Raw genomic sequence first — 25,857 nt, forward strand, 5'->3', positions numbered from 1 at the left:
CCCCTGCCCTGCGCGCGGGCAGCCCCGCGCTCGCGGCCCTGCCGGTCCCGCCGGTCCGCCCCGCCGCGGGGGCGCTCACCGGTGCCGCCCGTCCCGCCCGTGCCGCTCACGCCTGCTCCACCAGGGCCGTGCCGAGCACCGTGCCGGGTGCCGGACGGGCTCCGCGCGCCCAGTCGACCGCCGGCATCGTGCGCTTGCCCGCGGGCGTCACGTCCCCGAGCCGGACCGCGTGCGTCGCGGTGCCGACGAGGACGGCGTCCTTGCCGGCGCGCAGCTCACCGGGCGCCAGGTCGGTGACCTCGGGGGCGGGCGTCACCGGGCCGAGCCCGAGCCGCGCCCCGTCCGGGGTGCGCGTCCAGGCCCCGGGTGCCGGCGTGCAGCCGCGGACGCGGCGGTCCACCGCGTACGCGGGGTGCTCCCAGCGCACCCGCGCGTCCTCGACCTCGAGCCGCGGCGCGTGGCTGACGCCCTCGGACGCCTGTGGCACCGGGGCGAGGATGCCGTCCTCGATCGCGTCGAGCGTGCTCACGAGCAGCCCGGCCCCCGCCACCGCGAGCCGGCCGAGCAGGTCGCCCGAGGTGTCGCGCGGGCGGATCTGCTCCGTGAGGACCCCGAACACCGGACCGGTGTCGAGGCCCTCCTCGATCCGGAAGGTGCTCGCGCCCGTGACCTCGTCGCCCGCGAGCAGCGCGTGCTGGACGGGCGCGGCACCCCGCCACGCCGGGAGTACCGAGAAGTGCAGGTTGACCCAGCCGTGGCGTGGCACGTCGAGGACGGCGGGCGGCAGCAGCGCCCCGTACGCGACCACGGGTGCGGCGTCGAGGTCGAGCTCCCCGAGGCGCGCCTGGAAGTCGGCGTCCCGAGGGGACCGCGGCGTCAGGACCTCGAGGCCCGCGTCGAGCGCGCGCTGCTTGACCGGGCTCGGCGCGAGCGTCCGGCCTCGTCCCGCGCGGGCGTCCGGGCGGCTGAGCACCGCGACGACGTCGTGCCGGGAGGCGAGCAGGGCGTCGAGGGCCGGGACGGCGACGTCCGGGGTCCCGGCGAAGAGGAGGCGCATGGGCTCGATCCTAGGCGGCGCCCCGCGAGCCCCTCAGACGCGGACGGCCCGGGCGGCGAGCTCGGCACGGGCCGCCGGGGCCGTCGTGAAGAGCACGGCCGCGAACCCCTCGGCCGCCGCCGCCGCGACGTTCGCCGCGCTGTCGTCGAGGAACACCGTGCGGGCGGGGTCGAGCGAGAAGCGCTCCGCGAGCAGCCGGTAGATGCGCGGGTCCGGCTTGGCCAGCCCGACCTCACCCGAGACGAGCACCGCCTCGAGCAGCCCGATCGCGGGCGCCGCCGGCTCGGCGTGGTGGAACGTCTCCGCGGACCAGTTCGTCAGGCCGAGCACGCGCACCCCCTGCGCGCGGAGCTCACGCACGAGGTCCGCCGAGCCGGGCACCGGGCCTGGCAGCGCCGCCCGGAAGTGCTCGACGTACAGGTCGAGGGCCGGCACGTGCTGCGGCATCCGGGCCTGCACGTCGGCGCGCGCGTGGGCCCAGGGCCGCCCCGCGTCCTGGAGGTGATTGAACGCCGGGAAGTCCACGTCGCGGAAGAACGCGTCGACCGCCGCCCGCGGGAGGCGCCCCTCGTACGGGCCGTAGGGGTCCCAGCGGACGAGCACGTTGCCGAGGTCGAACACGACGGCGTCGACGCCGGGCGCGGCGCCCGGGACGCTCACAGCATCTCCGCCGGGTCGACCTGCACGCGCACCGTGCCGCCCTCGCGCCGGGCGCTGCGCACCGCGACGGACGCCGCGACGGTCCGCACGAGCGCGTCACCCGCCACGACGGGCGCCCGCACGAGCGCCCGCACCTCCGGCTCGAACGACCCCTGCGCCGGTGCCGCCGCGGGGCGCGCCCGGCCCGACGCGACACCCGTGCGGACGGCGCCGCCCCCGTCCTCGACCGGCACGGGGCCCAGCACGTCCGCGCCGGGCGGCAGCTCGAGGCGCGCGAGCACCGCCCGGACCGCCTCGCGCCCACCCGTGACCGCCACGACCCGCACGGACGGCGGCAGCGCGAGCTCGTGACGCTCGGCGAGCTCGCGGGCGGCGAGACCGGCGGGGTCCCAGCGCACGAGGGCCTGCGTGGGACGCGGTGCGCCGTCGCCGACCAGCAGCACCACCCCGCCGTCGGTGGTCGGGCGCACGAGCGCCGCGGCGGCGAGCCAGCGCCGCAGCGCGTCCTCGGCGCCGCGCAGCGAGGTCGAGGCCGACGCCACCGCCGCGTCGAGCAGCACCGCGGCCGCGTACCCGGCGTCGCACACCGGCTCGGCACCGGTGGTCGCGACGACGAGCGCGGGGGTCCCGGGCACGCTGGCGAGCACCCCGGTCGCCGACCGGGCCCCCGACGAGCGCACCGGCACCCCCGGGAACGCCCGACCCAGCTCCTCGGCGGTGCGCTCCGAGCCCACGCGCACCGACCGCAGGGCCCCCGCGCCGCACTCGGTGCACCGCCACCCCGTCGCCAGGCGCCCGCACCACCCGCACTGCGGCACCCCGTCGGCCGACGCGAGCGACAGCGGGCCGTGGCACGCGGTGCACCGTGCGAGGGCGCGGCACCGGCCGCACGCGACCGCGGGGAGGTAGCCCGCGCGGGGCACCTGGACGAGCACCGGCCCGTGGGCCAGGTGCTCACGGATCGCACGCCACGCCTCGCCGGGCAGCCGGGCCGACGCCGCGGCGCCCTCCCGCGCCAGCTCGACCGACGTCAGCGCCCGCACCCGCGGGGTCCGGGCCCGCAGCACCGCGCGGTCGGCGCTCACCTCCCGCGCCCAGCCGCTCTCGACGAGCGCCTGCGCCTCGACGCTGCGGGCGTGCGCCGCCAGCAGCACCGCGGTGCCCTCGAGCTCGGCGCGCAGGCGCACGACCTCCCGCACGTGCGGGTACGGCGCTCGCGGCTCGGCGTGCAGGTCGTCGCCGTCGTCCCAGCACACGACCAGCCCGAGGTCCTCAACCGGCGCGAACGCCGCCGCCCGCGTCCCGACCACGACGCGCGCCCGACCCCGCAGGGCCGCGAGGAATGCCCGGTACCGCGGGGCCGCGCCGTCCTCCGCCGCGAGGCGCACGTAGCCGCCAGGACCGTCCGGCCCGTGCGCGGGGACCCCCGCCCGGTCGAGCGCCTCGCACACCTGGGCCACGTCGCGCGCGTCCGGGACGACGACGAGCGCCCCCCGACCGGACACGAGGCACGCCTGGACGGCCTGGGCGACGGCGTCCGACCAGCGGGCGCCGGGCGGCCCCGGCAGCGCCGTCCACACCGCGCGCGGCGACGAGCCCGCGGCGAGGTGCTGCAGGAAGGCCGGCCCGCCCCGGTACGGGAGCCACGCGTCGCCGGACAGGCGCCCGTGCGCGGGAGGCGGCGTCGACGCGGCCGGCGACGACTGGTCCGCCGCACCGAGGCCGGACGCCTCGTCGTCCGCCGGGACGACCGCCGTCGCTGCCGAGCCGTCCGCCGCGACGAGGGGCGACGCCTCCGCGCCCGCGCCCGGTGTCCCCGTCGCGCCGGCTGCCCCCCGCTCCGACTCGACACGGGCGTGCCGCGGGGGGATCGCGAGCCGCAGGACGTCCGCGAGCGTCCCGGCGTACCGGTCGGCGACCGCGCGCGCCAGGCGCGCCACCGCGTCGCTCAGCACCGGCTCGGCCGACACCACGCGCCGCAGCGGCTGGAGCGCGCCGTCGTGCTCGGCGTCCGGGGTGCGCGCGAGCACGTACCCGTCGACGTCCTGGCGCCCGAAGCGCACCTTGACGCGGGTCCCCGGCACGGCGTCCGCCGACAGCGCCTCGGGGACCAGGTACTCGAACACCCGGTCGAGGTGCGCGGGCGGCAGGTCGATGCACACGCGCGCGACCGGCAGGGACGCCGCCGGCTCGAGCCCCTCGGGGGTGCGCCGCCGCGCCGCTGACCGCCCGCGGCCCGGGAGCACCGGCTCCGGCAGCCCCGCGAGGGTCAGCTGCTCCCCCGCTGCTCCGCCCGTCGCCTCCACGGCTCTATCTCACCATCGACGACCGACCCCGCGGACCGCACCGTCCACCGGGCGCCGTTCCCCGCACCGCCACAGCCGCACGACCTCCCGCGGTCGATCGCTTCCACGCAGGCCGCCGCCCCGTCGCCGCACCGCCCGCCACGCCCTCACCTCGCCGCACACCGCCTCGCCACCGCGGGCTGTCACGGCGGGCTGTCACCGCGGAGCACCCGCTGCGCCCGAGCCGTTCGGGCCGGCTCCACGACCCGCCGCCGCGCCGCCCGGCACGACGGCCGCCCGCCCGGTCGAAGACGGACCGGGCGGGCGGAGGGCGCTGTCGGGCGCCGCGTGCGGGGCGGCGCGTGCGGCGTGCGGCGTGCGTGCGCACAGCGCCCTGAGCGGTCACCGCGCTGTGCGGCGGGCGCCGTCCGGCGCCCGCCCGCCGAGCCTCAGCCGACCGCGCTGATCAGGTCCGCGGTCCGGTCCGTGCGCTCCCACGTGAAGTCGGCGCGCTCGCGGCCGAAGTGCCCGTACGCCGCGGTCTGCTGATAGATCGGGCGCAGCAGGTCCAGGTCCCGGATGATCGCGGCCGGACGCAGGTCGAACACCTCGCGGATCGCGGCCGTCAGGCGCCCGACGGGCACGGTCCCCGTGCCGAACGTCTCGACGTAGAGGCCCACGGGGTGCGCCTTGCCGATCGCGTACGCGACCTGCACCTCGCAGCGCCGTGCCAGGCCCGCGGCGACGACGTTCTTCGCGACCCAGCGCATCGCGTAGGCGGCCGAGCGGTCGACCTTCGACGGGTCCTTGCCCGAGAACGCGCCGCCCCCGTGACGGGCCATGCCGCCGTAGGTGTCGACGATGATCTTGCGTCCCGTCAGGCCGGCGTCGCCCTGCGGCCCCCCGACCACGAAGGTGCCCGTCGGGTTCACGAGGAGGCGGAAGTCGCTCGCGTCGAGGTCCAGCTCGGCGACGACCGGCTTCACGACGAGGTCCGCGATCGCGGGCGCGAGCGTCGTCTCGAGGTGGACGTCCGGGTCGTGCTGCGTGGAGAGGACCACCGTGTCGAGCCGCACCGCGCGGTCGCCGTCGTACCCGATGGTCACCTGCGTCTTGCCGTCGGGGCGCAGGCCGGGCACGACGCCCTCCTTGCGCACGGCCGCGAGGCGCTCGGCGAGGCGGTGCGCGAGCCAGATCGGCAGCGGCAGGAGGCTCGGGGTGTCGTCGCTCGCGTACCCGAACATCAGGCCCTGGTCACCGGCACCCTGCAGGTCGAGCGGGTCGAGGTCGCCGCTGTCGACGCGGACCTCGAGCGCCTTGTCGACGCCCTGGGCGATGTCCGGCGACTGCTGGCCGATGGAGACGGACACGCCGCACGAGTCCCCGTCGAAGCCGATGTGCGAGGACGTGTAGCCGATGCCGCGGACGACCTCACGCACCACCTGCGGGATCTCGACGTACGCGCTCGTGGTGACCTCGCCGGCGACGTGCACCAGGCCGGTCGTCACCATGGTCTCGACGGCCACGCGGGCTGTGGGGTCCTGCTCGAGGATCGCGTCGAGGATCGCGTCGGAGATCTGGTCGCAGATCTTGTCGGGGTGCCCCTCGGTCACGGACTCGGACGTGAACAGGCGCATGTCGGGCTCGGTCATGCGCACAGATTAGTGGCCGCGCGCTCAGCCCCGGTGCAGAACGGCGTCCCAGACGGCGTGCGCGACGTCGTCCTTCGAGCCCGCCGCGACCGCCACGACGTCGCCGCCCCCGTCGAGGATCGTCACGTCGTTGTCGGGGGTCCCGAAGCCGCGCCCGCCGCCCACCGCGTTGACGACGAGGAGGTCCGCGCCCTTGCGCCGGGCCTTCGCGCGCCCGTGGTCCAGCACGCTCCCCGCGGCGTCCCCCGTCTCGGCGGCGAAGCCGACGACGACCTGGCCCTCACGCAGCCGCGGGGCGGACAGCTCCGCGAGGATGTCGGGCGTCTGGACGAGCTCGAGCACGCGGGTCCCGCCGGCGGCGTCCTTCTTGATCTTGGTCTCGGCCGCCGTCGCGGGCCGGAAGTCGGCGACAGCGGCCGCCATGACCACGACGTCGGCGTCCTTGGCCGCGGCCCGCACCGCGTCGCGCAGCTCGGCGGACGTCTCGACGGGCACCACGGAGACGCCGTCGGGGGCGGGCAGCGTCACGTTCGCGGCGACGAGCGTCACCTGGGCGCCCCGCGCGGCCGCGGCCCGCGCGAGCGCGTAGCCCTGACGGCCCGAGGACCGGTTGCCGAGGTACCGGACCGGGTCGAGCGGCTCGCGCGTCCCCCCGGCCGAGACGACCACGTGCCACCCCGCCAGGTCCTGCGCCGCCGGCCGCACGAGCGCGAGGGCCGCCGCAGCGATCGCCTCGGGCTCGGGGAGCCGACCCGGCCCGGTGTCGGCACCGGTGAGGCGGCCGGAGTCCGGGTCGAGCACGTGGACCCCGCGCGCACGCAGCGTCTCGACGTTCGCGCGCGTCGCCGGGTGCTCCCACATCTCCGTGTGCATCGCGGGTGCCAGGAGGACGGGGCAGCGCGCCGTGAGCAGCGTCGCGGTCAGCAGGTCGTCCGCCCGGCCCGTCGCGGCCCGCGAGAGCAGGTCCGCGGTGGCGGGGGCGACGACCACGAGGTCGGCGGTCTTGCCGAGCCGCACGTGCGGGACCTGGTCGACGTCCTCGAACACGCGCGTCGTCACGGGCGCGCCGGACAGCGCCTCCCACGTCGCGCGACCGACGAACTCGAGCGCGGAGTCGGTCGGCACGACCCGCACCTCGTGGCCGGCCTCGGAGAGCAGACGCAGCAGCAGGACGGCCTTGTACGCCGCGATGCCGCCGGCGACGCCGAGGACGATCCGCATGGTCGGGACGCCGGGAGGGACGGGACCGAGGTCAGCCCTCGGTGGCCTCGACGGTCAGCAGCCCGCCGTCGATCTCGCGCATGGCGATCGACAGGGCCTTCTCCTGCGGGCGGGTCTCGACGAGCGGGCCGACGTACTCGAGGAGGCCCTCGTTGAGCTGGGAGTAGTACGCGTTGATCTGGCGCGCGCGCTTGGCGGCGTAGATCACGAGCGCGTACTTGGAGTCCGCGCGCTCGAGCAGCTGGTCGATGGGCGGGTCGGTGATGCCGACGGGTGCAGCGACGGTTCCGGACACGGTGGACTCCCGCAAAGACGAAGGGGTGGGACTGACGCCAGTCTACCTGGTCGGCAGTCCCATGACCCGGACCAGCTCGTCGGTCGCCCGCCGCACGTCGTCGTTGACGATCACGTGGTCGAACTCGGGCTCGGCGGCGAGCTCGACGCGCGCCGTGGCGAGCCGTCGCTCGCGCTCCTCCGGCCCCTCGGTCCCCCGGCCCACGAGCCGGCGCTCGAGCTCCTCGAACGACGGCGGGGCGAGGAACACGAACCGCGCACCGGGCATCGTCGAGCGCACCTGACGCGCGCCCTGCAGGTCGATCTCGAGCAGCGCGGGCGCGCCCGCCGCGAGGCGCTCCTCGACCTGCCGTCGCGGCGTGCCGTACCGGTTGCGGCCGTGCACCACCGCCCACTCGAGCAGCTCGCCGTTCTCCGCCATGGCGTCGAACTCGGCCGGGGTCACGAAGTGGTAGTGCACACCCTCCAGCTCGCCCGGTCGCGGCTCACGCGTCGTCGCGGAGACGGACAACCAGATCTCGGGGTAGCGGTCGCGGATGTCGGCGGAGACCGTGCCCTTGCCGACGGCGGTCGGTCCGGCGAGAACGGTGAGCCGGGCTGGCGTCGTCATGGGTGCTGCGGTGCTCCTGGCCTGGTGCTGCGGGGATCCGGGTGGTCAGAGGCACACGGTACGCGCCTCCGGGCTCACCCGAAGCGGTCGACGAGCGCCTTGACCTGGTGCGGACCCAGGCCACGGACGCGCCGCGTCTCGGAGATGCCGATCTCCGAGATGATGGCGCGCGCCTTGACCTTGCCGACGCCCGGCAGGGACTCGAGGAGCGCGAGCACCTTGAGCTTGCCGATCGTCTCGTCCGCCTGGCCCTGGGCGATCACCTCGGAGAGCGTGCCCTGAGAGTACTTGAGTCGGTTCTTGACCTCGGCACGAGCCTGCCGGGCCGCGGCCGCCTTCTCGAGTGCTGCTGCGCGTTGTTCGGGGGTCAAGGGAGGGAGAGCCACTCGAGTCACCTTCTCGTCCGCGGGATGTGATCGTGGTCCGAACCTAGCGACCGGGGGGCGGGTCCGCCAACGCGACGCTCAGCGGAGCGCCCCGGTGGCCTCGCGCGCGGCGTTCTGCGCCGCTGCCAGCAACGACGCCCGGTCCGGTCCGGCGGCGAGCACCGCCCGGGAGGACGACGCGAGCACCGTGCGTCGGGCGCTCCCGAAGACGCGCGCGAGCTCCGCCGGCCCCGCACCCTGCGCCCCGACGCCGGGCGCGAGGAGCGGCCCCCGCACGGCGGCGAGGTCGACCCCGAGGCGCTGCGCGGCGTCGCCGGTCGTCGCGCCGACGACGAGCCCGACGGACCCCAGCTCGCCGCCCGTCGACGCGAGCTCGGCAGCGTTGAGCGCGCCGGCCTGCGCCGCGACCGCTGCGGCGACCGCGGTCCCGTCCGGTCCGGTCGCGTGCTGGACCGCCGCACCCTCGGGGTTCGACGTGAGGGCGAGCACGAACAGCCCCCGCCCGGACGCCGCGGCCGCCTCGACCGCGGGCGTGAGCGACCCGAAGCCGAGGTACGGCGAGACGGTGAGCGCGTCCCCGGCGAGCGGCGACCCGTCCCGCAGGTAGGCGTCGGCGTACCCGGCCATCGTCGAGCCGATGTCCCCGCGCTTGGCGTCGACGATCACGAGGGTGCCGGTCTGGCGTCCCGCCGCGACGACCTCCTCGAGCACCGCGACGCCGGCCGACCCGTGCCGCTCGTAGAGGGCCGACTGCGGCTTGAGGGCCGCGACCTTCCCCGCGAGGGCGTCGAGCACGCCCTGGCTGAAGGCGCGCAGCCCCGCGACGTCGTCCGCCAGCCCCCACGCCCGGAGCAGCCCGGGGTGCGGGTCCAGGCCGACGCACAGCGGTCCGTGCGCGTCCATCGCCGCCGCGAGGCGTGCACCGAACGGCGCGGTCACGCGGTCACCGCCCCGTCCGCCGCTGCGCCGTCCAGCACCGCGCCGTCCGCCGCTGGGGCGGCACCGGCCTGCTGCCGCCGCGCGTGCGTCGCCGCGTCGTGCTCCTGCAGGCTCGTGACGCTGAACGGTCCGGCGAGCGCCGCCTCGATGCCCTGCACCGCGGCGCCGAGCTGCTGCACCGTGGTGACGATCGCCTTGTCCGCGGCGGTCGTCGCGGCGCGGATCTCGTACCCGTCGGCACGGGCGCCCTGACCGGACGGCGTGTTCACCACGATGTCGACGCTGCCCTCGGAGATCAGGTCGACGATCGTCGGCTCTCCCGCCGGCCCGCGGCCCCGCGAGAACTTCCGGACGACGCGCGAGGCGATGCCGCTGCGGCGCAGCACCGCCGCCGTCCCCTCGGTCGCGAGGATCTCGAAGCCCAGCTCGACGAGCCGCTTGACCGGGAACACGATCGAGCGCTTGTCGCGGTCCGCGACCGAGATGAACGCCGTGCCCGACGTCGGCAGCCCGCCGAACGCCGCGGCCTGGGACTTCGCGAACGCCGTCGGGAAGTCCACGTCGAAGCCCATGACCTCACCGGTCGAGCGCATCTCGGGACCGAGGACGGTGTCGACGACCGTGCCGTCGTGCGTGCGGAACCGCTTGAACGGCAGCACGGCCTCCTTGACGGCGATGGGCGCGTCGAGGTCGAGCACGCTGGCGTCCGTCTGCGGCAGGACGCCCGAGGCGCGCAGGTCCGCGATCGAGTGGCCCGTCATGACCAGCGCGGCGGCCTTGGCGAGGGGGACGCCCGTCGCCTTGGACACGAACGGCACGGTGCGGGACGCCCGCGGGTTCGCCTCGAGGACGTAGAGCACGTCGGAGACGAGGGCGAACTGGATGTTGAGCAGGCCGCGGACCCCGACGCCCTGGGCGATGGCCTCGGTCGAGCGGCGGATGCGCTCGAGCTCGGACAGCGAGAGCGTCACGGGCGGCAGCACGCACGCCGAGTCGCCCGAGTGGATGCCGGCCTCCTCGATGTGCTCCATGACGCCGCCGAGGAACAGCTCGGTACCGTCGTAGAGCGCGTCGACGTCGATCTCGATCGCGTCGTCGAGGAACCGGTCGATGAGCAGCGGCGGGATCTCGGTGCCGCGGCCCGTGGTGTTGACCGCCGCGGCGATCGCGCGCTCGACGTACTCGGTGAGCTGCGCGTCGTCGTACACGATCTCCATGCCCCGCCCGCCGAGCACGTAGGACGGACGCACGAGCACCGGGAAGCCGATGCCCTGGGCTGTCTCGCGTGCACCCTCGAGGGTCGTCGCGGTGCCGAACGACGGCGCCGGGAGCCCGGCCGCCTCGAGCACCGCGCCGAACGCCCCGCGGTCCTCCGCGGCGTCGATCGCCTCGGGCGGCGTGCCGAGGATCGGCAGGCCGGCGTCGGCGAGGCGCTGCGCGAGCGACAGGGGCGTCTGGCCGCCGAGCTGCACGATGATGCCCTCGACCGGGCCCACCGCGAGCTCGGCCTCGTAGACCTCGAGGACGTCCTCGAACGTCAGCGGCTCGAAGTACAGGCGGTCCGAGGTGTCGTAGTCGGTCGAGACCGTCTCGGGGTTGCAGTTGACCATGACGGTCTCGTACTCGCCCTTGAGGGCGAGCGCGGCGTGCACGCACGAGTAGTCGAACTCGATGCCCTGGCCGATGCGGTTCGGGCCCGAGCCGAGGATGAGCACCGCGGGACGCGTCCGGGGGCGCACCTCGGTCTCGTCGTCGTACGCCGAGTAGTGGTACGGCGTGAGTGCGGCGAACTCGGCGGCGCACGTGTCGACGGTCTTGTAGACCGGCCGGACGCCGGCCTCCCACCGGGCCGCGCGGACCGCGTCCTCCCCGATCCCGCGCAGCGCGCCGATCTGGGCGTCCGAGAGCCCGTGGCGCTTGGCGCGCACGAGCACGGCGCGGTCGAGCTCGGGGGCGCCGGCCGTCTTCGCGGCGACCTCGTTGACCAGGACCAGCTGGTCGAGGAACCAGGGGTCGATGCCGGTGCGCGCGTACACGTCCTCGAGCGGGACACCGGCGCGCAGGACCTGCTGCACGTCGATGAGCCGGTGCTCGGTCGGCACCGAGATCGTCGCGAGCAGCGCGTCGAGCGCGTCGCCCGTGAGCGGCTCACCGTCCCAGTGGAAGACGGACCCGGCCCGGTCGATCGAGCGCATCGCCTTGCCGAGCGCCTCGGTGAAGTTGCGCCCGAGCGCCATCGCCTCGCCGACCGACTTCATGGTCGTCGTGAGCGTCGCGTCGGCCGCCGGGAACTTCTCGAACGCGAACCGCGGGACCTTGACCACGACGTAGTCGAGCGTCGGCTCGAACGACGCCGGGGTCGAGCCCGTGATGTCGTTGGGGATCTCGTCGAGCGTGTAACCGATCGCGAGGCGCGCGGCGATCTTCGCGATCGGGAACCCGGTGGCCTTCGACGCGAGCGCCGAGGAGCGCGACACGCGCGGGTTCATCTCGATGACGACGATGCGCCCGGTGTCGGGGTGCACCGCGAACTGGATGTTGCAGCCACCCGTGTCGACGCCGACCTCGCGGATGACCGCGATCCCGATGTCGCGCATCCGCTGGTACTCGCGGTCGGTCAGGGTCAGCGCGGGCGCGACGGTGACGCTGTCGCCGGTGTGCACGCCGACCGGGTCGACGTTCTCGATCGAGCACACGACCACGACGTTGTCCGCGTGGTCGCGCATGAGCTCGAGCTCGTACTCCTTCCACCCGAGGATCGACTCCTCGAGCAGGACCTCCGACGTCGGCGAGTAGTGCAGGCCCTGCCCGACGATGCGCCGCAGGTCGGTCTCGTCGTACGCGAGCCCGGAGCCGAGCCCGCCCATCGTGAACGACGGGCGCACGACCATCGGGTACCCGAGCCGCCCGGCGGCGTCGAGCGCCTCGTCGACCGAGTGGATGATCTCGGACGCGGCGCTCTCCCCGCCGCAGACCTCGACGACCTCCTTGAACTGCTGGCGGTCCTCGCCCTTCTGGATCGCGGCGATGTTCGCGCCGATGAGCTCGACGCCGTACTCCTCGAGCACGCCGGCCTCGTCGAGCGCGATCGCGGCGTTGAGCGCCGTCTGGCCGCCGAGGGTCGCGAGGACCGCGTCCGGGCGCTCCTTGGCGATGATCGAGGTGAGCACCTCGGTCGTGATGGGCTCGACGTAGGTCGCGTCGGCGAACTCCGGGTCGGTCATGATCGTGGCCGGGTTGGAGTTGAGCAGGATGACCCGCAGGCCCTCCTCCTTGAGCACGCGGCACGCCTGCGTGCCCGAGTAGTCGAACTCGGCGGCCTGGCCGATGACGATCGGCCCGGAGCCGATGACGAGGACGCTGTGGAGATCTGTCCGGCGGGGCATCAGGCGTCCGCACCCTTCTGGTTCTGGAGCTGCACGTCGGCGCCCGTGGACGCGTCGCGCATGAGGTCGAGGAAACGGTCAAAGAGGTACGCGGCGTCGTGCGGGCCCGCGGCGGCCTCGGGGTGGTACTGCACGGAGAACGCCGGCAGGTCGAGCGCGGCGAGGCCCTCGACGACGTCGTCGTTGAGGTCGACGTGCGAGACGACGACGCGCCCGTAGCGCCCGCCGTCGTGCGGCGCGACGGACTCGCCGTCGAGCGGGGCGTCGACCGCGAAGCCGTGGTTGTGCGCGGTGATCTCGACGCGGCCCGTCGCCCGGTCCAGGACCGGCTGGTTCACGCCGCGGTGCCCGTAGCCGAGCTTGTACGTGCCGTAGCCGAGCGCGCGCCCGAGGATCTGGTTGCCGTAGCAGATCCCGAAGAACGGGATCCGGCGGTCGAGCACCTCGCGGAGCAGCTCGACCTCGTGCGTCGCCGCGCCGGGGTCACCGGGTCCGTTCGAGAAGAACACGCCGTCCGGCCCGGCGGCGAGCACGTCGTCGATCGTCGAGCTCGACGGGAGCACGTGCACCCGCACGCCGCGCTCGGCGAGCCGCTGCGGCGTCATGGCCTTGATGCCGAGGTCGATCGCGGCGACCGTCGCGACGGGCTCGTCGAGCGGCGCCCCGTCCGGGCCGAGCGCGTCGACGACGTAGGCCTCCTTCGTGGTGACCTCGCCCGCGAGGTCGGCGCCCTGCATCGCGGGCGCCGCGAGCACCACGGCGAGCAGCTCGTCGTCGGAGCGGCGGGCGCCGGCGTCGCCCGTGAGCGCGTCGCCCGAGAAGATTCCGGCGCGCATCACGCCGCGCTCGCGGAGGTGACGCGTCAGCGCGCGGGTGTCGATGCCCGAGATACCGACGACGCCCTGCGCCGCGAGGTCCTCGTCGAGGGTGCGCACGGAGCGCCAGCTCGACGCCCGGCGCGCGGGGTCGCGGACCACGTAGCCGGCGACCCAGATGCGCCCCGACTCGGGGTCCTCGTCGTTGGCGCCCGTGTTGCCGATGTGCGGCGCGGTCATCACGACGATCTGGCGGTGGTAGCTCGGGTCGGTGAGCGTCTCCTGGTAGCCGGTCATGCCGGTGTTGAAGACGACCTCCCCCACGGTGGTCCCGTGCGCGCCGTAGGCCTCGCCGTGGAACGTGCGCCCGTCCTCGAGGACCAGGACTGCGTCGGTCATGACTGCTCCTTCTGCGCCTGCGGTGCGGCAGGCGGCGGGTTCTGCGAGATGAGGGTCGTGGCGGCGGCGACCAGGCGGGCCCGGTCGGCCCGTCGTCGCACGCGCAGGCCGGTGTCGAGGCCGCGCTCGTCGTCGGGTCCGGTGCTCCACGTCAGGACGACGAGCCCGTCGCGGCCGACGAACTTGCCGGCCTGCCCCGGGGCGGTGCCCACCGCGCGCAGCGAGCCGGCGGGGACGAACACCTCCCGTGCGCCGGTCCGCCGGACGAGCACGCCCGCGTCGCGCACCTGCACGAGCGCGGGGCTGCGGGTGCCGAGGTCGTGGGCGACGACGCGGTCGAGCCAGTCCCCCGCGCGCGTCGAGGACACGTACGTCGCCTCGATCGGCTCGGTGCGGGCGCGGCCGAGCGTGCCCGGACCCTCGCCCTCGGGGGGCGCGACGGGCAGTGCGGGGACGACGGCCGCGGTCGTGGTCCGGCGCCTCGCCCAGCCGCGGCGCATGCCCCAGAGCGCGAGCAGCACGAGCGCCGCGAGGACGAGGACGGTGACGAGCACGCGCATCAGGCGCCCGCCCCGCGCCCGGCCGCCCGGCGGGAGCCGTCCGCGTCGTCCTGCAGCACCCCGTCGAGCACCGTCGCGCGCCCGCGCAGGAACGTCGCGACGACCCGGCCGGGGAGCTCGCGGCCGCGGAACGGCGAGTTGCCGCTCGCGGTGGCCTGCTCGGCGGGCTCCACGGTGCGGCGCACCGTGGGGTCGACGAGCACGAGGTTCGCGGGCTCGCCGACGGCGATCGGACGCCCGTGCCCCTCGACCCGGCCGATCGCGGCAGGGGCGCCGGACAGCACGCGGGCGACGTCGGCCCAGGTCAGGCGGCCGGTGTCGACCATCGTCTCCTGCACGACGGCCAGCGCCGTCTCGAGCCCGGTCATCCCGAACGCGGCGGCGGCCCACTCGCAGTCCTTGTCCTCGCGCGTGTGCGGCGCGTGGTCCGTCGCGACGATGTCGATCGTCCCGTCGGCCAGGCCCGCGCGGACCGCCTCGACGTCCTCTGCGGTGCGCAGCGGCGGGTTGACCTTGAACACGGGGTCGTAGCCGCGCGCGAGCTCGTCGGTCAGCACGAGGTGGTGCGGCGTGACCTCGGCCGTCACGTCGATCCCGCGCGACTTGGCCCAGCGGATGATCTCGACCGAGCCCGCGGTCGAGAGGTGGCACACGTGCAGGCGCGAGCCGACGTGCTCGGCGAGCAGCACGTCGCGCGCGATGATCGCCTCCTCGGCGACCGCCGGCCAGCCCGCGAGGCCGATCTCGCTCGACACGACGCCCTCGTGCATCTGGGCGCCGTCGGTGAGCCGCGGCTCCTGCGCGTGCTGGGCGATCACGCCGTCGAACGCCTTGACGTACTCGAGCGCGCGCCGCATGAGCACCGGGTCGTGCACGCACTTCCCGTCGTCGGAGAACACCCGCACGCGCGCGGCGGAGGACGCCATCGCGCCGAGCTCGGCGAGGTGCTCCCCCGCGAGCCCGACGCTGACCGCGCCGACCGGGTGCACGTCGACCCAGCCGGCGTCGCGGCCGAGCCGCCACACCTGCTCGACGACGCCCGCGGTGTCCTGGGTCGGGGTCGTGTTCGCCATCGCGTGCACCGCGGTGAAGCCGCCGACCGCCGCCGCGCGGGTCCCCGAGCGGATCGTCTCGGCGTCCTCACGGCCCGGCTCGCGCAGGTGCGTGTGCAGGTCGACGAGCCCGGGCAGGAGCACCAGCCCCTCACCGTCGACGACGGTCGCGCCGTCCGCGTGCGCGCCGGCGTCGGGACCGATCGCCGCGATCACGCCGTCGGCGAGCAGCACGTCGACCTCCTCGCCGCCGAGCGGCGCGACCGAGCGGAGCAGGTACGTCGTCACTTGCCGTCCACCTTCACGTTCGTCGTCTCCCCCGCGAGCAGCAGGTAGAGGACCGCCATCCGGACCGCGACACCGTTCGAGACCTGCTCGACGATGACGGCGCGGTCGGAGTCGGCGGCGTCGGCCGAGATCTCCAGGCCCCGGTTCATCGGCCCCGGGTGCATGACGATCGCGTGCTCGGGCAGGAGCCCGATCCGGCGGGCGTCGAGGCCGTAGCTGCGGGTGTACTCGAGCGGGCTCGGGAAGAACCCGCCGCCCGACGTCGACATCCGCTCGCGCTGGACGCGCAGCATCATGACCGCGTCGGGACCGCCGGCGAGGACCGCGTCGAGGTCGTAGGACACGCGTGCCGGCCACGACCCGACCCCGACCGGGACCAGCGTCGGCGGCGCGACGAGCGTGACCTCGGCGCCGAGCGTGTGCAGCAGCTGGACGTTCGAGCGCGCGACCCGGCTGTGCAGCACGTCGCCGACGATCGCGACGCGCACGCCCGCGAGGTCCCGGCCCGTCGCGTCCGCACGGCCGCCGTCGCCCACGAGGTGGCGGCGCATCGTGAACGCGTCGAGCAGCGCCTGCGTCGGGTGCTGGTGCGTCCCGTCGCCGGCGTTGACCACGGCGCCCTGCGTCCAGCCCGAGCGCGCGAGCGTGTGCGGGGCGCCCGACGCGTGGTGGCGGATCACGACCGCGTCGGCGCCCATCGCCTGGAGGGTCAGCGCGGTGTCCTTGAGCGACTCGCCCTTCGAGACGCTCGAGCCCTTCGCCGAGAAGTTGATGACGTCGGCCGAGAGCCGCTTGGCGGCGGTCTCGAACGAGATGCGGGTCCGCGTCGAGTCCTCGAAGAAGAGGTTGACGACCGTCCGCCCGCGCAGGGTCGGGAGCTTCTTGATCTCGCGCGCCTGCGTCGCGGCCATCTGCGCGGCCGTGTCGAGCACCAGGACCGCCTCGTCGCGGCTCAGGTCGCCGGCCGAGAGCAGGTGCCTCATCGCGCGCCCTCGATGAGGACGGCGTCGCGGCCGTCCGTCTCGTCGAGCAGCACGCGCACGCGCTCCGACGTCGAGGTCGGCAGGTTCTTGCCGACGTAGTCCGCGCGGATCGGCAGCTCGCGGTGCCCGCGGTCGACGAGCGCGGCGAGCTGGACCGCGGCCGGCCGGCCGAGGTCGCTGATCGCGTCGAGCGCGGCGCGGATCGTGCGGCCCGAGAACAGCACGTCGTCGACGAGGACGACGACCTTGCCGTCGATGCCCGCCGCGGGCAGGTCCGTCGCGCCGATCGCGCGGGTCGGGTGGTGCGCGAGGTCGTCGCGGTGCATCGTCACGTCGAGGCTCCCGACGAGCGCCGCCGCGTCGAGCCCGGGCTCGACGTCCGCGAGGCGCGCGGCGAGGCGGTGCGCGAGCGGCAGGCCGCGGGTCGGGATGCCCAGCAGGACGAGGCGCGAGCCGCCGCGGTTGCGTTCGAGGATCTCGTGCGCGATGCGGGTCAGCGCCCGGGAGATCTCCGGGGGGCCGAGGACGACCGTCGCGTCGGGGGCGGGGACCGCCCCGGTGGGTGTGCCGTCGGCCGGCACAGCGGTGCCAGAGCTCATCTGGCGACCTCCTTCCCCGCCTCACAGGACGGGCCTTAAAGGAATGTCTGTCAGGCGCCGACCTTACCGTGGCGCCGCCGGGGCGGCCGGGGTGTCCACGTTTCCACCGTCCGTGGCGTCGATCACCCGGTTGCCGACTCACACGTCACCCCTGGACGGCCGATCAACTCGACATGGATGGAACCGCCTCGACCTGGCCGGCGGCTCTCCAGTTCTTCCTCGCGGGTGCGCTCGCCGGCTCGTGCGTGCTGCAGTGGGTCTGGTGGCGGGGTGAGCTGCGGCAGGCCGGCGCCAAGTGGACGCTCCTGTGGTCCGCGGTGCTCGCGCTCGGCTTCGTCGCCAACGGCCTGCTCGCGATGGCGCCCGAGGGCGTCCTGGGAGCCGTCCTGCTGTTCGTGCGGGCCCAGCTGTTCGTCGCGGTCGTCCTCGTGGCGCTGCCCGCGACGCGCGCCTACACCGCCGGGCCTCCCGTACGCCGCTACGTGCTCGCGGCGGGCGCGTTCGCGGTGGTCCGGGCGGTGCTGTGGCTCACCACCGACATGGTCATGACGCACACCTACGTCCAGGGCCTGCCGGTGTACGGGCCGCTCGACGCCGCGACGTTCCTCGCACCGGTCGTCGTCGTCGCGCTCTACGTGGTGCGCGCGGTCGGCAAGCTGCGGATCACGCCCGTGGGGGTCCTGCTGATCGCCTCGGGCGTCGCGTCGGTCGCGCTGCTCGTCGCCTCGCACGTGGTCCAGGACCGCGCGACCGCCGAGGGCTTCGCGACCATGTGGGCGCTCCCCCTCGGCGTCGGCCTCGAGGTGCTCGGCCTCGACCGGCTGCGCCGCGCACAGGGCGACGCCGTGCGCCAGAACGACATGCGCGACGCCGTCGCCCGCATCGCCAACGCTGCCTGGTTCATCAAGGACCCCGAGGCGCTCCTGCTGCGGGCACGCGAGGAGAGCCGCCGCCTGCTCGACGACCCGACGATCGAGGGGTCGCTCCGGCCGCTCTCGCGAGGACGGTTCGTCACCGAGCTGTTCTCCGTCGAGCACGACGCGGCGAGCTCGCGCGAGCGCGGCTTCCTCATGGACCTCGCGCAGATCGTCTCGGCCGCCGCGGAGCGGCACGCGCTCGCGTCACGGCTGAGCCAGGCCGCGTTCACCGACTCCCTGACGCACCTGCCCAACCGGCACGCCCTCGACCAGCACCTCGCCGAGGCGCTCGACCAGGCCGACGTCGAGCGGACCCGCGTCGCGCTCGTCTACTGCGACCTCGACGGGTTCAAGCGCGCGAACGACCACCACGGGCACGCCTGGGGCGACCAGCTGCTCGTGCAGGTCGCCGACCACCTGCGCTCCGCGGCGCCCTACGGCACGACGGTCGCCCGCCTCGGCGGCGACGAGTTCGTCGCCGTGATCCCCCGCGCGGGCACCTACGACGACCTCATGGCGTTCGGACGTGAGCTGCGGGCCGGCTTCGGCGGCACCACGCCCGAGCAGAACCCGCCGCGCCTCACCGTCGGCATCGCCGTGCGCGAGCCGGGCGACACCGTCGCACCCGACCAGCTCCTGCAGCACGCGGACACGGCGATGCTCGAGGCCAAGCGCACACGCGCCGGGGTCGTCTTCTTCGGCCGCGAGCTCCGCAGCCGCGTCAACGCCGAGACCCAGCTGCGCCGTGCGCTCGACGAGGGGGTCGCCGACGGGGAGTTCGAGGCGCACTACCAGCCCATCGTCGACACCGTCACGCTCGAGGTCGTCGGGCTCGAGTCGCTCGCGCGGTGGACCCGCGGCGGCCAGGTGCTCATGCCGTCCGACTGGCTCCCGCTCGCCGAGGAGTCCGGCCTCATCGTCCCCATCGGCCAGGCGCTGCTCGCGAGCTCGCGGGCCGGCTACGAGAAGTTCCGGCTGCCCGTCGCGGTCAACGTGGCCGCGCGTCAGCTCGCGGAGCCGGACTTCCTCAAGCACGTCGAGCGCTCGTGGGGCGACGGTGCCTGGACGCACCTGACGATCGAGGTCACGGAGAGCGCGCTGCTCGACGACAGCGCCGCGGCGGCCGGGACGCTCGCGGAGCTCCGCCGGCGCGGCGTGAAGATCGCGATCGACGACTTCGGCACCGGCTACAGCTCCCTGTCGCGCCTCGCGACGCTGCCGGTCGACGTGCTCAAGATCGACCAGGCGTTCGTGCGGGAGATCCGCACGCGCCGCGGCAAGGCGGTGCTGCGCGCGATCCTCGCCCTCGCCGACGCGCACGGGCTCGACGTCGTGGCCGAGGGGGTCGAGCGGGCGTCGGAGCTCACGGCCCTGGCGGACCTCGGCGTCCCGCGCGTGCAGGGGAACCTGCTCGGGCGGGCCTCCCCCACGCTCCCCGTGCGTGGACCCCGGCCGCGGCCGCGCGGGCGTCGGCCGGTGCGGGTGCTCTGAGGGGCGTCGCCGCCTCGGTCCTCCCGGCTCGGTCCTTCCGGCTCGGGTCCTCCCGGCTCGGTCCTCCCGCCTCGTGGCGCCCGCGGCCACGTGGCGCTGCCGCCTGCTGCTCACGCCACCGTCGCCGCAGTCGCCCACGGAGGGCGTGCCGGGCGGCCGTCGGGCCCCGGCACTCCCCCGCTGCTTGTCGCCTGTGGTGCCGCCGCTCCGGCGCGTGTTTCCGTTATCGTCTGCACGACTCGGCGAGCGCAGAACGGCCCCGGTGACCACCGCCCGAGATCGGACGCGGTCACCGGGGCCGTTCGGGCCACGCGGTGGAGCGAGCAGTCAGGCGAGCAGCGTCGGCTTGAGGTCCACGATCCGGCCGAGGAGGCCGTTGATGAACGCCGGCGAGTCGTCGGTCGACAGGCTGCGAGCCAGCTCGACGGCCTCGTCGACGGCGACCGCGTCGGGCACGTCGTCGTTGTAGAGGATCTCCCACGAGCCGAGGCGCAGCAGCGCCCGGTCGACCGCCGGCATGCGCTCGATGGTCCAGCCGTGCGCGTGCGTCGAGATGAGCTCGTCGATGCGCAGGCGCTGCGCCGTGACGCCCTCCACGAGCTCGACCGAGTACTGCGGCAGGGCCGCCTCGGTGCCCGGCTCCACGATCCGGTCGCCGAGCAGGGTCACAGGGTCGATCCCCCGCTGCTCGGCCTCGAAGAGCACGTCGAGCGCGCGCTTGCGCGCCTTGGTCCGGGCACCCACGTCAGTCGTTCACGCGGCCGAGGTAGCTGCCGTCCCGGGTGTCGACCTTGACGCGCGTGTTCGCCTCGAGGAACAGCGGGACCTGGATCTCGTAGCCGGTCTCGAGCGTCGCGGGCTTGGTGCCACCCGTCGAGCGGTCGCCCTGCAGGCCCGGCTCGGTGTAGGTGATCTCGAGCACGACCGACGGGGGCAGCTCGACGTACAGCGGCACGCCCTCGTTCGTCGCGACGAGCGCGCTCTGGTTCTCGAGCAGGAAGTTCGCGGCGTCGCCCACCGTCGCCTCGGCGACCGGGAGCTGGTCGTACGTCGCGGTGTCCATGAAGATGAAGTCGGTGCCGTCCTTGTACAGGTACTGCATGTCGCGCTTGTCGACGTTGGCCGTCTCGACCTTCAGGCCCGCGTTGAACGTCTTGTCGACGACCTTGCCGGACAGGACGTTCTTGAGCTTGGTGCGGACGAACGCGCCACCCTTGCCGGGCTTGACGTGCTGGAACTCCACGACGGTCCAGAGCTGGCCGTCGATCTTCAGCACGGTGCCGTTCTTCAGGTCGTTGGTGGTCGCCACGATCGCTGCTTCCTGTCGAGTTGAGAATCTGCGTGCCGGCTGCAGGCGTCGCGAGACGCCGGGCGCGGCAAGACCGCCGACCATCCTACCGTGCGCCGATCGCGCGCCCCGCGCCTGTCGCCGGGCGGACGCCGAGTCCGCCTGCATCTGCCGGAGCACCGGCGCGCGATGGTGGGCGGCCGCTCCCCCGGTGCGGACCAGCAGCGCCCGGTGACCGACCTCGCTCAGGCGAAGAGGAGCGCGCGGCCGGCGTATCCCACCACGCCGGCCCACAGCAGTGACGCGAGGGTCCCGATCACGAACCGTTCGGACGCCCCAGGGTTCTCGCGGAGCTCGGGATAGCGACCGAGGCCCTTCACCGCGAGGACGAGGGCCACGCCCTCGTTCTCCCCCACGAGGACCATGCCGGTGACGGCGAGCCGCTCGAGCACGCCGATCCACGTGCCTCCGCGCAGCGCCGCACGCGCGCGCTCGCCGTCCGGCCCGTCCGACACGGTGTCCGGTGCCGGGCCGCCCGCCCCGTCGTCCTGCGCGCCCGACGCCGCAGGGTCCTCGGGCGACCCTGCGTCAGACGACCGTCCGGCGAGCCGCAGGACTCCGAGTGTGAGGACCCACCCGCCGAGCACGCTGAGCGCGAGCATCGCGAGCACGACGACGAGCTGGAGGAAGGGGTGCATGCGCGCTCCTTGTCGGGGACGGCCGTCGCGGTGGTGCGTGGCGGGCCTGACGGTAGCGGTCGCGGCACCGGCACGCCCGGTGCACGGCGACACCGGCCCCGGTGCCTGGCGCGTGATGTCAGGCGTCCGCCTACCCCGCGCGCCCGTCCGGCGCCGCCGTCCGCCCGGCTGCGAGGCTGAGCAGGCGTGCGGCTGCCGGACGTGCAGCCCGTTCCTCGTGCCACAGTGCGGTACGCAGCCGTTGACTCACGGCCTGCTGGGTGATGCCGAGTCGTCGCGCGACCTGCTCCTGGCGCGGGGCCCCGGGCTCGGCTGCCATCGCGTCGACGACCGCCCACCCGGCCTCCGTGCGCCGGCGCACGGTCGCCGCGAGGAGGACGAGCACGCCCTCCGCGTCGGCCGCGGCGTCGTCGTCGTGCCCGCGGACAGCCAGAGGGATCGCACGTGCACGGCTCTTCGCGGCCTCGACCGCCGCGCGCGCGTGCACGAACGCGGCCCCTTCGGCCGCGCGGGTCGACGCGGGCATCGGGTCCCGCACGTCACCGGCTCCGATCCCGACGCTCCAGCCGCCGCGTCGGAGGACGTCGAGAGCGACCTCGACCACGAGCTCCGGGTCGTCGATCACGCCCTGCACCTCGTCGCCGACGGTCCGCTCGAACGCGCGCACCGCCCCGGTCGGCAGGCGGCGGGCGTCCGCGAGCGCCCCGAGCTCGTCGAGGAAGGCGTCGACCCGGTCGCCGACGCGGCGACTGCCGACCTGGTCGATCGTGAGGACCCACATGGGACAAGCCTAAAGGCTTGTTGTGACTCGCACAATGCTCTGGCGATGTTCCGACGGACTGGCCGGAGGGTCGTCGGGTTGCTGCGCGCCTCGCCCGGCTGCGCCAGCCGCGCGGCGATCCCCCAGGAGCGCCGCCGCCGGGACGAGGACCATGAGGACCACGTACCCGAGGTACGTCGCCTGCTTGCCCACGACGTACGGCAGGACGACCAAGGCCGGGACGAGCAGCGTCACGGCGAGCGCCGCTCGTCGGGTCGCGCGGTCCCGGCTCGCCCAGGCCCAGAGCATGCCGGTCACCACGAGGGGACCGAGGTAGTGCGGGGTGACCACCGAGTCGAGCAGGAGGCGCGTCGCGATGATGCACACGACGACGGTCGTCGGAGATCCCGCCCGGCGGAGCGCCACGCAGCAGCCCACGAGCACGGACGCCGCTCCCTGCCCGACACGGACGACCCAGTCGGACGGTCCGGGTCCGACGAGCTCGCGCAGGCCGAACCGGTTCGAGGTCCACGCGAAGTCGAACGTGTTGACCTCCCCCCACAGGAGGAAGGGTGCATAGCAGGCCGCAGCGACGACGCCCGCGACGACACCGGCGACCGCGACGACGCGGGGGCTCCGACCGATCAGGGCGACCGGCGCCCCCAGCGCGCCCCAGAGCTTGAGCCCGACCGCCACGCCCAGCAGACCGCCGACGCGCCGTCCGTGCCCCTCCGCCGCAGAGCACGCCGCGAGCACGAGGAGCAGCCCGATCAGGACCTCTTCGGGGTGTCCGATCGCTGTCGCCTCCGCGAGGACGCCGCCGAGAGCGAGCGAGCCCCCCACCGCCCACTGCGCCGGGAGGACGGGTGCACCCGTCACGTCGGTGGCCCGACGGCCCGCGACCAGCGCGACCCACGTGACGAACGCTCCCTGTGCTGCGGACACTAGGAAGGGGGCGGAGATGCCGAGCGCGTCCGCGACCACGACGAGGAGCGCGACCGGCAGGAGAACGAGGACGCCGATCTGGAGCCCTGCGTCGGCGAAGACGTCCCACAGGCCCGGACCGAGCATCCCGAGACCCGCGCGGCGGAACCACTCGGCGTCGCCGTCGGGGCTCGCCGCGCCGACGATGCCGAGCGCGACGGCCGCGACGGGCACGAGTACCGCGACGGGGTTCCGCCAGACGCGCAGCAGCAGCCGGTGGGTGCGCGGCCGGGCGCCGGAGAGCAGCGCCAGCTCGCGCGCGAGCCATCTGGCGGCTCGACCGGTCGTGGGAACGGCGGCGGCGCCCTGCTGGTCGTGCGGAGTCACGGCGCCCGGGTCCTCTCGACGGTTCTGCCCTGACCATCGGCCGGTGGGCTCGCCGTCTTGAGCGGTCCTCAGACGCGCGCGGCCACGGCACGCAGCGCGTGCTGGTAGGAGTCGAAGCCGAACCCGGCCACGGTCCCGGTGGCGACGGCACCGATCACCGAGGTGTGCCGGAACGTCTCGCGCGCGTAGGGGTTGGACAGGTGCACCTCGACGAGGACGAGACCGGCCTTCGTGACCTGGGCAGCGGCGTCGCGCAGCGCGTACGAGTAGTGCGTGAACGCCGCCGGGTTGAGCACGACGTGACTGCCGGTGTCGACCGCCTCGTGCAACCAGCCGACGAGCTCCGACTCGGAGTCCGTCTGCCGGACCTCGACCACGAGCGCGAGCTCGTCGCCCCAGCGCGCGCCGGCGTCGACGAGGTCGGCGTACGACGCGGAGCCGTAGACGTCGGGCTCGCGGACCCCGAGGCGTCCGAGGTTGGGACCGTTGAGGACGAGGACGCGGGTCACAGCGTGATCGCCCGGGACGGTGCGGGCGCGCCCTCGGCGACCTCGGCGTACGCGGCGGCGAGGAGCGTGGGGTCCGGCCCCTCGAGGCGGACGGGTCGTCCGACGCCTTCGAGGACGACGAAGCGCAGGAGGTCGCCACGGGTCTTCTTGTCCCGACGCATCGCGGCGAGGAGCTGGTCCCAGCGGTCCCCGCGGTAGGTCACGGGCAGTCCGACGGAGGTGAGGATCGCGCGGTGGCGGGCGACGTCGGTGTCGTCGAGGCGTCCGGCGAGACGTGCGAGCTCGGCGACGAACACCATGCCGACGGACACGGCGGCGCCGTGGCGCCAGGAGTAGCGCTCGACCTGCTCGATGGCGTGGCCGAACGTGTGCCCGTAGTTGAGGATCTCGCGGAGGCCGGACTCCTTGAGGTCCTCCCCGACCACGCGGGCCTTGACGGCGACGGACCGCTCGACGAGCTCGAGCAGCTCGGGCGAGCGTGCTGCACGGACGGGGTCGGCGACGAGCTCGGGATCGGCCTCGACGATGTCGAGAATGCGGGGGTCGGCGATGAAGCCGCACTTGATGATCTCGGCGAGCCCGGCGACGTAGTCGAACTTCGGCATCGTCTCGAGCGCCGCGAGGTCGCACAGCACCCCGGCGGGAGGGAAGAACGTGCCGACGAGGTTCTTGCCCTCGGCGGTGTTGATCCCGGTCTTGCCACCGACGGCGGCGTCGACCATGGCGAGAAGGGTGGTGGGGACGTGCACGACGCGGATGCCCCGCAGCCACGTCGACGCGACGAAGCCGGCGAGGTCGGTCGTCGCGCCGCCGCCGAGCGCCACGATGGCGTCGGAGCGCGTGAAGTCGGCCTGACCGAGCACACCCCAGCAGAAGGCCGCGACCTGCGCGGTCTTGGCGGACTCCGCATCGGGGACCTCGGCCGCGAGGGCCTCGTAGCCGTGCGCGGCGAGGTCCTCGCGGACGGCTTCCCCGGAGGTGGCAAGCGCGGTGGGGTGGATGACGAGGACGCGCCGGACGCCCTCCCCGAGGAGTCTCGGCAGCTCGGCGAGGAGGTGGTGGCCGATCACCACGTCGTAGGGCTGGTCGCCCTCGACGTGGACGGTGCGGGTGTTGTCGTCGGTGGTCACTCCCCCGACCTCCTGTCGGTCGTGCCGCTCGTGTCGGTGGTGGCGGCGGCCAGCTGGTTCTCGACGATCTCGGCGACCGCGCCCGGGCGGAGGCCGTCGGTCGACACGCGCAGGCTCGCGACGGCCTCGTAGAGGGGGCGGCGGGCCTCCATGAGCGCCTGCCACTGCGCGCGCGGGTTGCCCAGCAGCAGCGGGCGGGACTGGTTGAACCCGACGCGCGGGGCGGCGTGGGCGAGGCTCACGTCGAGGAACACGACGGTCCCACCGTCCGCCCGGTAGCGCACGAGGTCGTCCTGCGTGGCGGTGTCGAGCACGGCGCCGCCGCCGAGCGCGAGCACGCCGCGGTGCTCCGCGAGGGCCGTCGCCACGGCGGTGCGTTCGAGCGCGCGGAACGCGGGTTCGCCGTCCTCGACGAAGATCTCGCTGATGGCCTTGCCGGCGGTCAGCTCGACGTCGGCGTCGGTGTCGCGGACCGCCAGGTCCAGACGGCCGGCGAGGGCGGCGGCGACGGTGCTCTTGCCGGCTCCGGGGGGCCCGACGAGCACGACGCGGGGGCCGTGCTGTGTC

Annotated in this window: 24 protein-coding genes; 1 reads left to right on the forward strand and 23 read right to left on the reverse strand. The window is 74.9% G+C overall.

Annotation, left to right across the window (positions count from 1 at the left end; translation table 11 throughout):
• Nucleotides 1–106: 106 nt before the first annotated feature.
• The 15 genes from fmt to pyrR all read right to left on the reverse strand — a co-directional run bounded on the left by fmt (nucleotide 107) and on the right by pyrR (nucleotide 17,186).
• Nucleotides 107–1,057, reverse strand: coding sequence for a methionyl-tRNA formyltransferase (gene fmt / locus AB6N24_RS11915; protein WP_412869616.1), 951 nt, complete (start codon nucleotides 1,055–1,057; stop codon nucleotides 107–109).
• Nucleotides 1,058–1,090: 33 nt separating this feature from the next.
• Entirely contained in the window at nucleotides 1,091–1,717 is a 627-nt protein-coding gene (locus AB6N24_RS11920) for an HAD-IA family hydrolase (protein ID WP_412869617.1), read from the reverse strand.
• A complete protein-coding gene (locus tag AB6N24_RS11925) occupies nucleotides 1,714–4,023 on the reverse strand; it encodes a primosomal protein N' family DNA-binding protein (protein ID WP_412869618.1) in 2,310 nt (769 codons plus the stop codon). The genes AB6N24_RS11920 and AB6N24_RS11925 overlap by 4 nt, the downstream gene beginning before the upstream one ends.
• 428 nt (nucleotides 4,024–4,451) lie before the next feature.
• Nucleotides 4,452–5,654, reverse strand: a complete 1,203-nt coding sequence (gene metK / locus AB6N24_RS11930; protein WP_412869619.1) for a methionine adenosyltransferase — start codon at nucleotides 5,652–5,654, stop codon at nucleotides 4,452–4,454.
• Nucleotides 5,655–5,678: 24 nt separating this feature from the next.
• Complete coding sequence (gene coaBC, locus AB6N24_RS11935) at nucleotides 5,679–6,875, reverse strand: bifunctional phosphopantothenoylcysteine decarboxylase/phosphopantothenate--cysteine ligase CoaBC (RefSeq protein ID WP_412869620.1); 1,197 nt, start codon at nucleotides 6,873–6,875, stop codon at nucleotides 5,679–5,681.
• Between the two features lie 31 nt (nucleotides 6,876–6,906).
• On the reverse strand, nucleotides 6,907–7,170 hold the full coding sequence (rpoZ, locus tag AB6N24_RS11940; protein WP_034627292.1) for a DNA-directed RNA polymerase subunit omega: 264 nt from the start codon (nucleotides 7,168–7,170) through the stop codon (nucleotides 6,907–6,909).
• A gap of 42 nt (nucleotides 7,171–7,212) precedes the next feature.
• Entirely contained in the window at nucleotides 7,213–7,779 is a 567-nt protein-coding gene (gene gmk, locus AB6N24_RS11945) for a guanylate kinase (RefSeq protein ID WP_412869621.1), read from the reverse strand.
• A gap of 74 nt (nucleotides 7,780–7,853) precedes the next feature.
• Nucleotides 7,854–8,165 (reverse strand): integration host factor, actinobacterial type, encoded by a 312-nt coding sequence (gene mihF / locus AB6N24_RS11950; protein WP_034627300.1) that lies wholly within the window; start codon nucleotides 8,163–8,165, stop codon nucleotides 7,854–7,856.
• 78 nt (nucleotides 8,166–8,243) lie between these two features.
• Nucleotides 8,244–9,104, reverse strand: a complete 861-nt coding sequence (pyrF, locus tag AB6N24_RS11955) for an orotidine-5'-phosphate decarboxylase (RefSeq protein ID WP_412869622.1) — start codon at nucleotides 9,102–9,104, stop codon at nucleotides 8,244–8,246.
• On the reverse strand, nucleotides 9,101–12,490 hold the full coding sequence (gene carB / locus AB6N24_RS11960) for a carbamoyl-phosphate synthase large subunit (RefSeq protein WP_412869623.1): 3,390 nt from the start codon (nucleotides 12,488–12,490) through the stop codon (nucleotides 9,101–9,103). Before carB ends, pyrF begins: the two co-directional genes overlap by 4 nt.
• Nucleotides 12,490–13,704 (reverse strand): glutamine-hydrolyzing carbamoyl-phosphate synthase small subunit, encoded by a 1,215-nt coding sequence (gene carA, locus AB6N24_RS11965; RefSeq protein ID WP_412869624.1) that lies wholly within the window; start codon nucleotides 13,702–13,704, stop codon nucleotides 12,490–12,492. The genes carB and carA overlap by 1 nt, the downstream gene beginning before the upstream one ends.
• Nucleotides 13,701–14,264, reverse strand: coding sequence for a PH-like domain-containing protein (locus AB6N24_RS11970; RefSeq protein WP_412869625.1), 564 nt, complete (start codon nucleotides 14,262–14,264; stop codon nucleotides 13,701–13,703). Before AB6N24_RS11970 ends, carA begins: the two co-directional genes overlap by 4 nt.
• Nucleotides 14,264–15,604 carry a dihydroorotase gene (locus tag AB6N24_RS11975; protein ID WP_412869626.1) on the reverse strand — a complete coding sequence of 447 codons (1,341 nt, stop codon included), beginning with the start codon at nucleotides 15,602–15,604 and terminating at the stop codon, nucleotides 14,264–14,266. Before AB6N24_RS11975 ends, AB6N24_RS11970 begins: the two co-directional genes overlap by 1 nt.
• A complete protein-coding gene (locus AB6N24_RS11980; protein ID WP_412869627.1) occupies nucleotides 15,601–16,587 on the reverse strand; it encodes an aspartate carbamoyltransferase catalytic subunit in 987 nt (328 codons plus the stop codon). The genes AB6N24_RS11975 and AB6N24_RS11980 overlap by 4 nt, the downstream gene beginning before the upstream one ends.
• On the reverse strand, nucleotides 16,584–17,186 hold the full coding sequence (pyrR, locus tag AB6N24_RS11985; protein ID WP_412869628.1) for a bifunctional pyr operon transcriptional regulator/uracil phosphoribosyltransferase PyrR: 603 nt from the start codon (nucleotides 17,184–17,186) through the stop codon (nucleotides 16,584–16,586). The genes AB6N24_RS11980 and pyrR overlap by 4 nt, the downstream gene beginning before the upstream one ends.
• 173 nt (nucleotides 17,187–17,359) lie before the next feature.
• Here pyrR and AB6N24_RS11990 point away from each other — a divergent pair, with 173 nt between their 5' ends.
• A complete protein-coding gene (locus tag AB6N24_RS11990; protein ID WP_412869629.1) occupies nucleotides 17,360–19,594 on the forward strand; it encodes a putative bifunctional diguanylate cyclase/phosphodiesterase in 2,235 nt (744 codons plus the stop codon).
• A 327-nt stretch (nucleotides 19,595–19,921) separates the two neighbouring features.
• Here AB6N24_RS11990 and nusB read toward each other — a convergent pair whose 3' ends face one another.
• The 8 genes from nusB to AB6N24_RS12030 all read right to left on the reverse strand — a co-directional run bounded on the left by nusB (nucleotide 19,922) and on the right by AB6N24_RS12030 (nucleotide 25,835).
• Nucleotides 19,922–20,338, reverse strand: coding sequence for a transcription antitermination factor NusB (gene nusB, locus AB6N24_RS11995; RefSeq protein WP_412869630.1), 417 nt, complete (start codon nucleotides 20,336–20,338; stop codon nucleotides 19,922–19,924).
• 1 nt (nucleotide 20,339) lies between these two features.
• Complete coding sequence (gene efp, locus AB6N24_RS12000; RefSeq protein ID WP_183294810.1) at nucleotides 20,340–20,903, reverse strand: elongation factor P; 564 nt, start codon at nucleotides 20,901–20,903, stop codon at nucleotides 20,340–20,342.
• 224 nt (nucleotides 20,904–21,127) lie between these two features.
• Nucleotides 21,128–21,580, reverse strand: a complete 453-nt coding sequence (locus AB6N24_RS12005) for a hypothetical protein (RefSeq protein WP_412869631.1) — start codon at nucleotides 21,578–21,580, stop codon at nucleotides 21,128–21,130.
• Nucleotides 21,581–21,710: 130 nt separating this feature from the next.
• The gene (locus AB6N24_RS12010) at nucleotides 21,711–22,361 is read right to left on the reverse strand and encodes a hypothetical protein (protein WP_412869632.1); all 651 of its coding nucleotides are present in this window, start codon (nucleotides 22,359–22,361) and stop codon (nucleotides 21,711–21,713) included.
• A 9-nt stretch (nucleotides 22,362–22,370) separates the two neighbouring features.
• Nucleotides 22,371–23,651, reverse strand: coding sequence for a hypothetical protein (locus tag AB6N24_RS12015; RefSeq protein ID WP_412869633.1), 1,281 nt, complete (start codon nucleotides 23,649–23,651; stop codon nucleotides 22,371–22,373).
• A 68-nt stretch (nucleotides 23,652–23,719) separates the two neighbouring features.
• Nucleotides 23,720–24,160: a type II 3-dehydroquinate dehydratase gene (locus tag AB6N24_RS12020; RefSeq protein WP_412869634.1), complete on the reverse strand. Its 441-nt coding sequence runs from the start codon at nucleotides 24,158–24,160 to the stop codon at nucleotides 23,720–23,722.
• Nucleotides 24,157–25,290: a 3-dehydroquinate synthase gene (gene aroB, locus AB6N24_RS12025; protein WP_412869635.1), complete on the reverse strand. Its 1,134-nt coding sequence runs from the start codon at nucleotides 25,288–25,290 to the stop codon at nucleotides 24,157–24,159. The genes AB6N24_RS12020 and aroB overlap by 4 nt, the downstream gene beginning before the upstream one ends.
• A complete protein-coding gene (locus tag AB6N24_RS12030; protein ID WP_412869646.1) occupies nucleotides 25,287–25,835 on the reverse strand; it encodes a shikimate kinase in 549 nt (182 codons plus the stop codon). Before AB6N24_RS12030 ends, aroB begins: the two co-directional genes overlap by 4 nt.
• Between the last annotated feature and the right edge of the window lie 22 nt (nucleotides 25,836–25,857).

This window comes from Cellulomonas jepli, assembly GCF_047229345.1.
Taxonomy (GTDB): domain Bacteria; phylum Actinomycetota; class Actinomycetes; order Actinomycetales; family Cellulomonadaceae; genus Cellulomonas_A.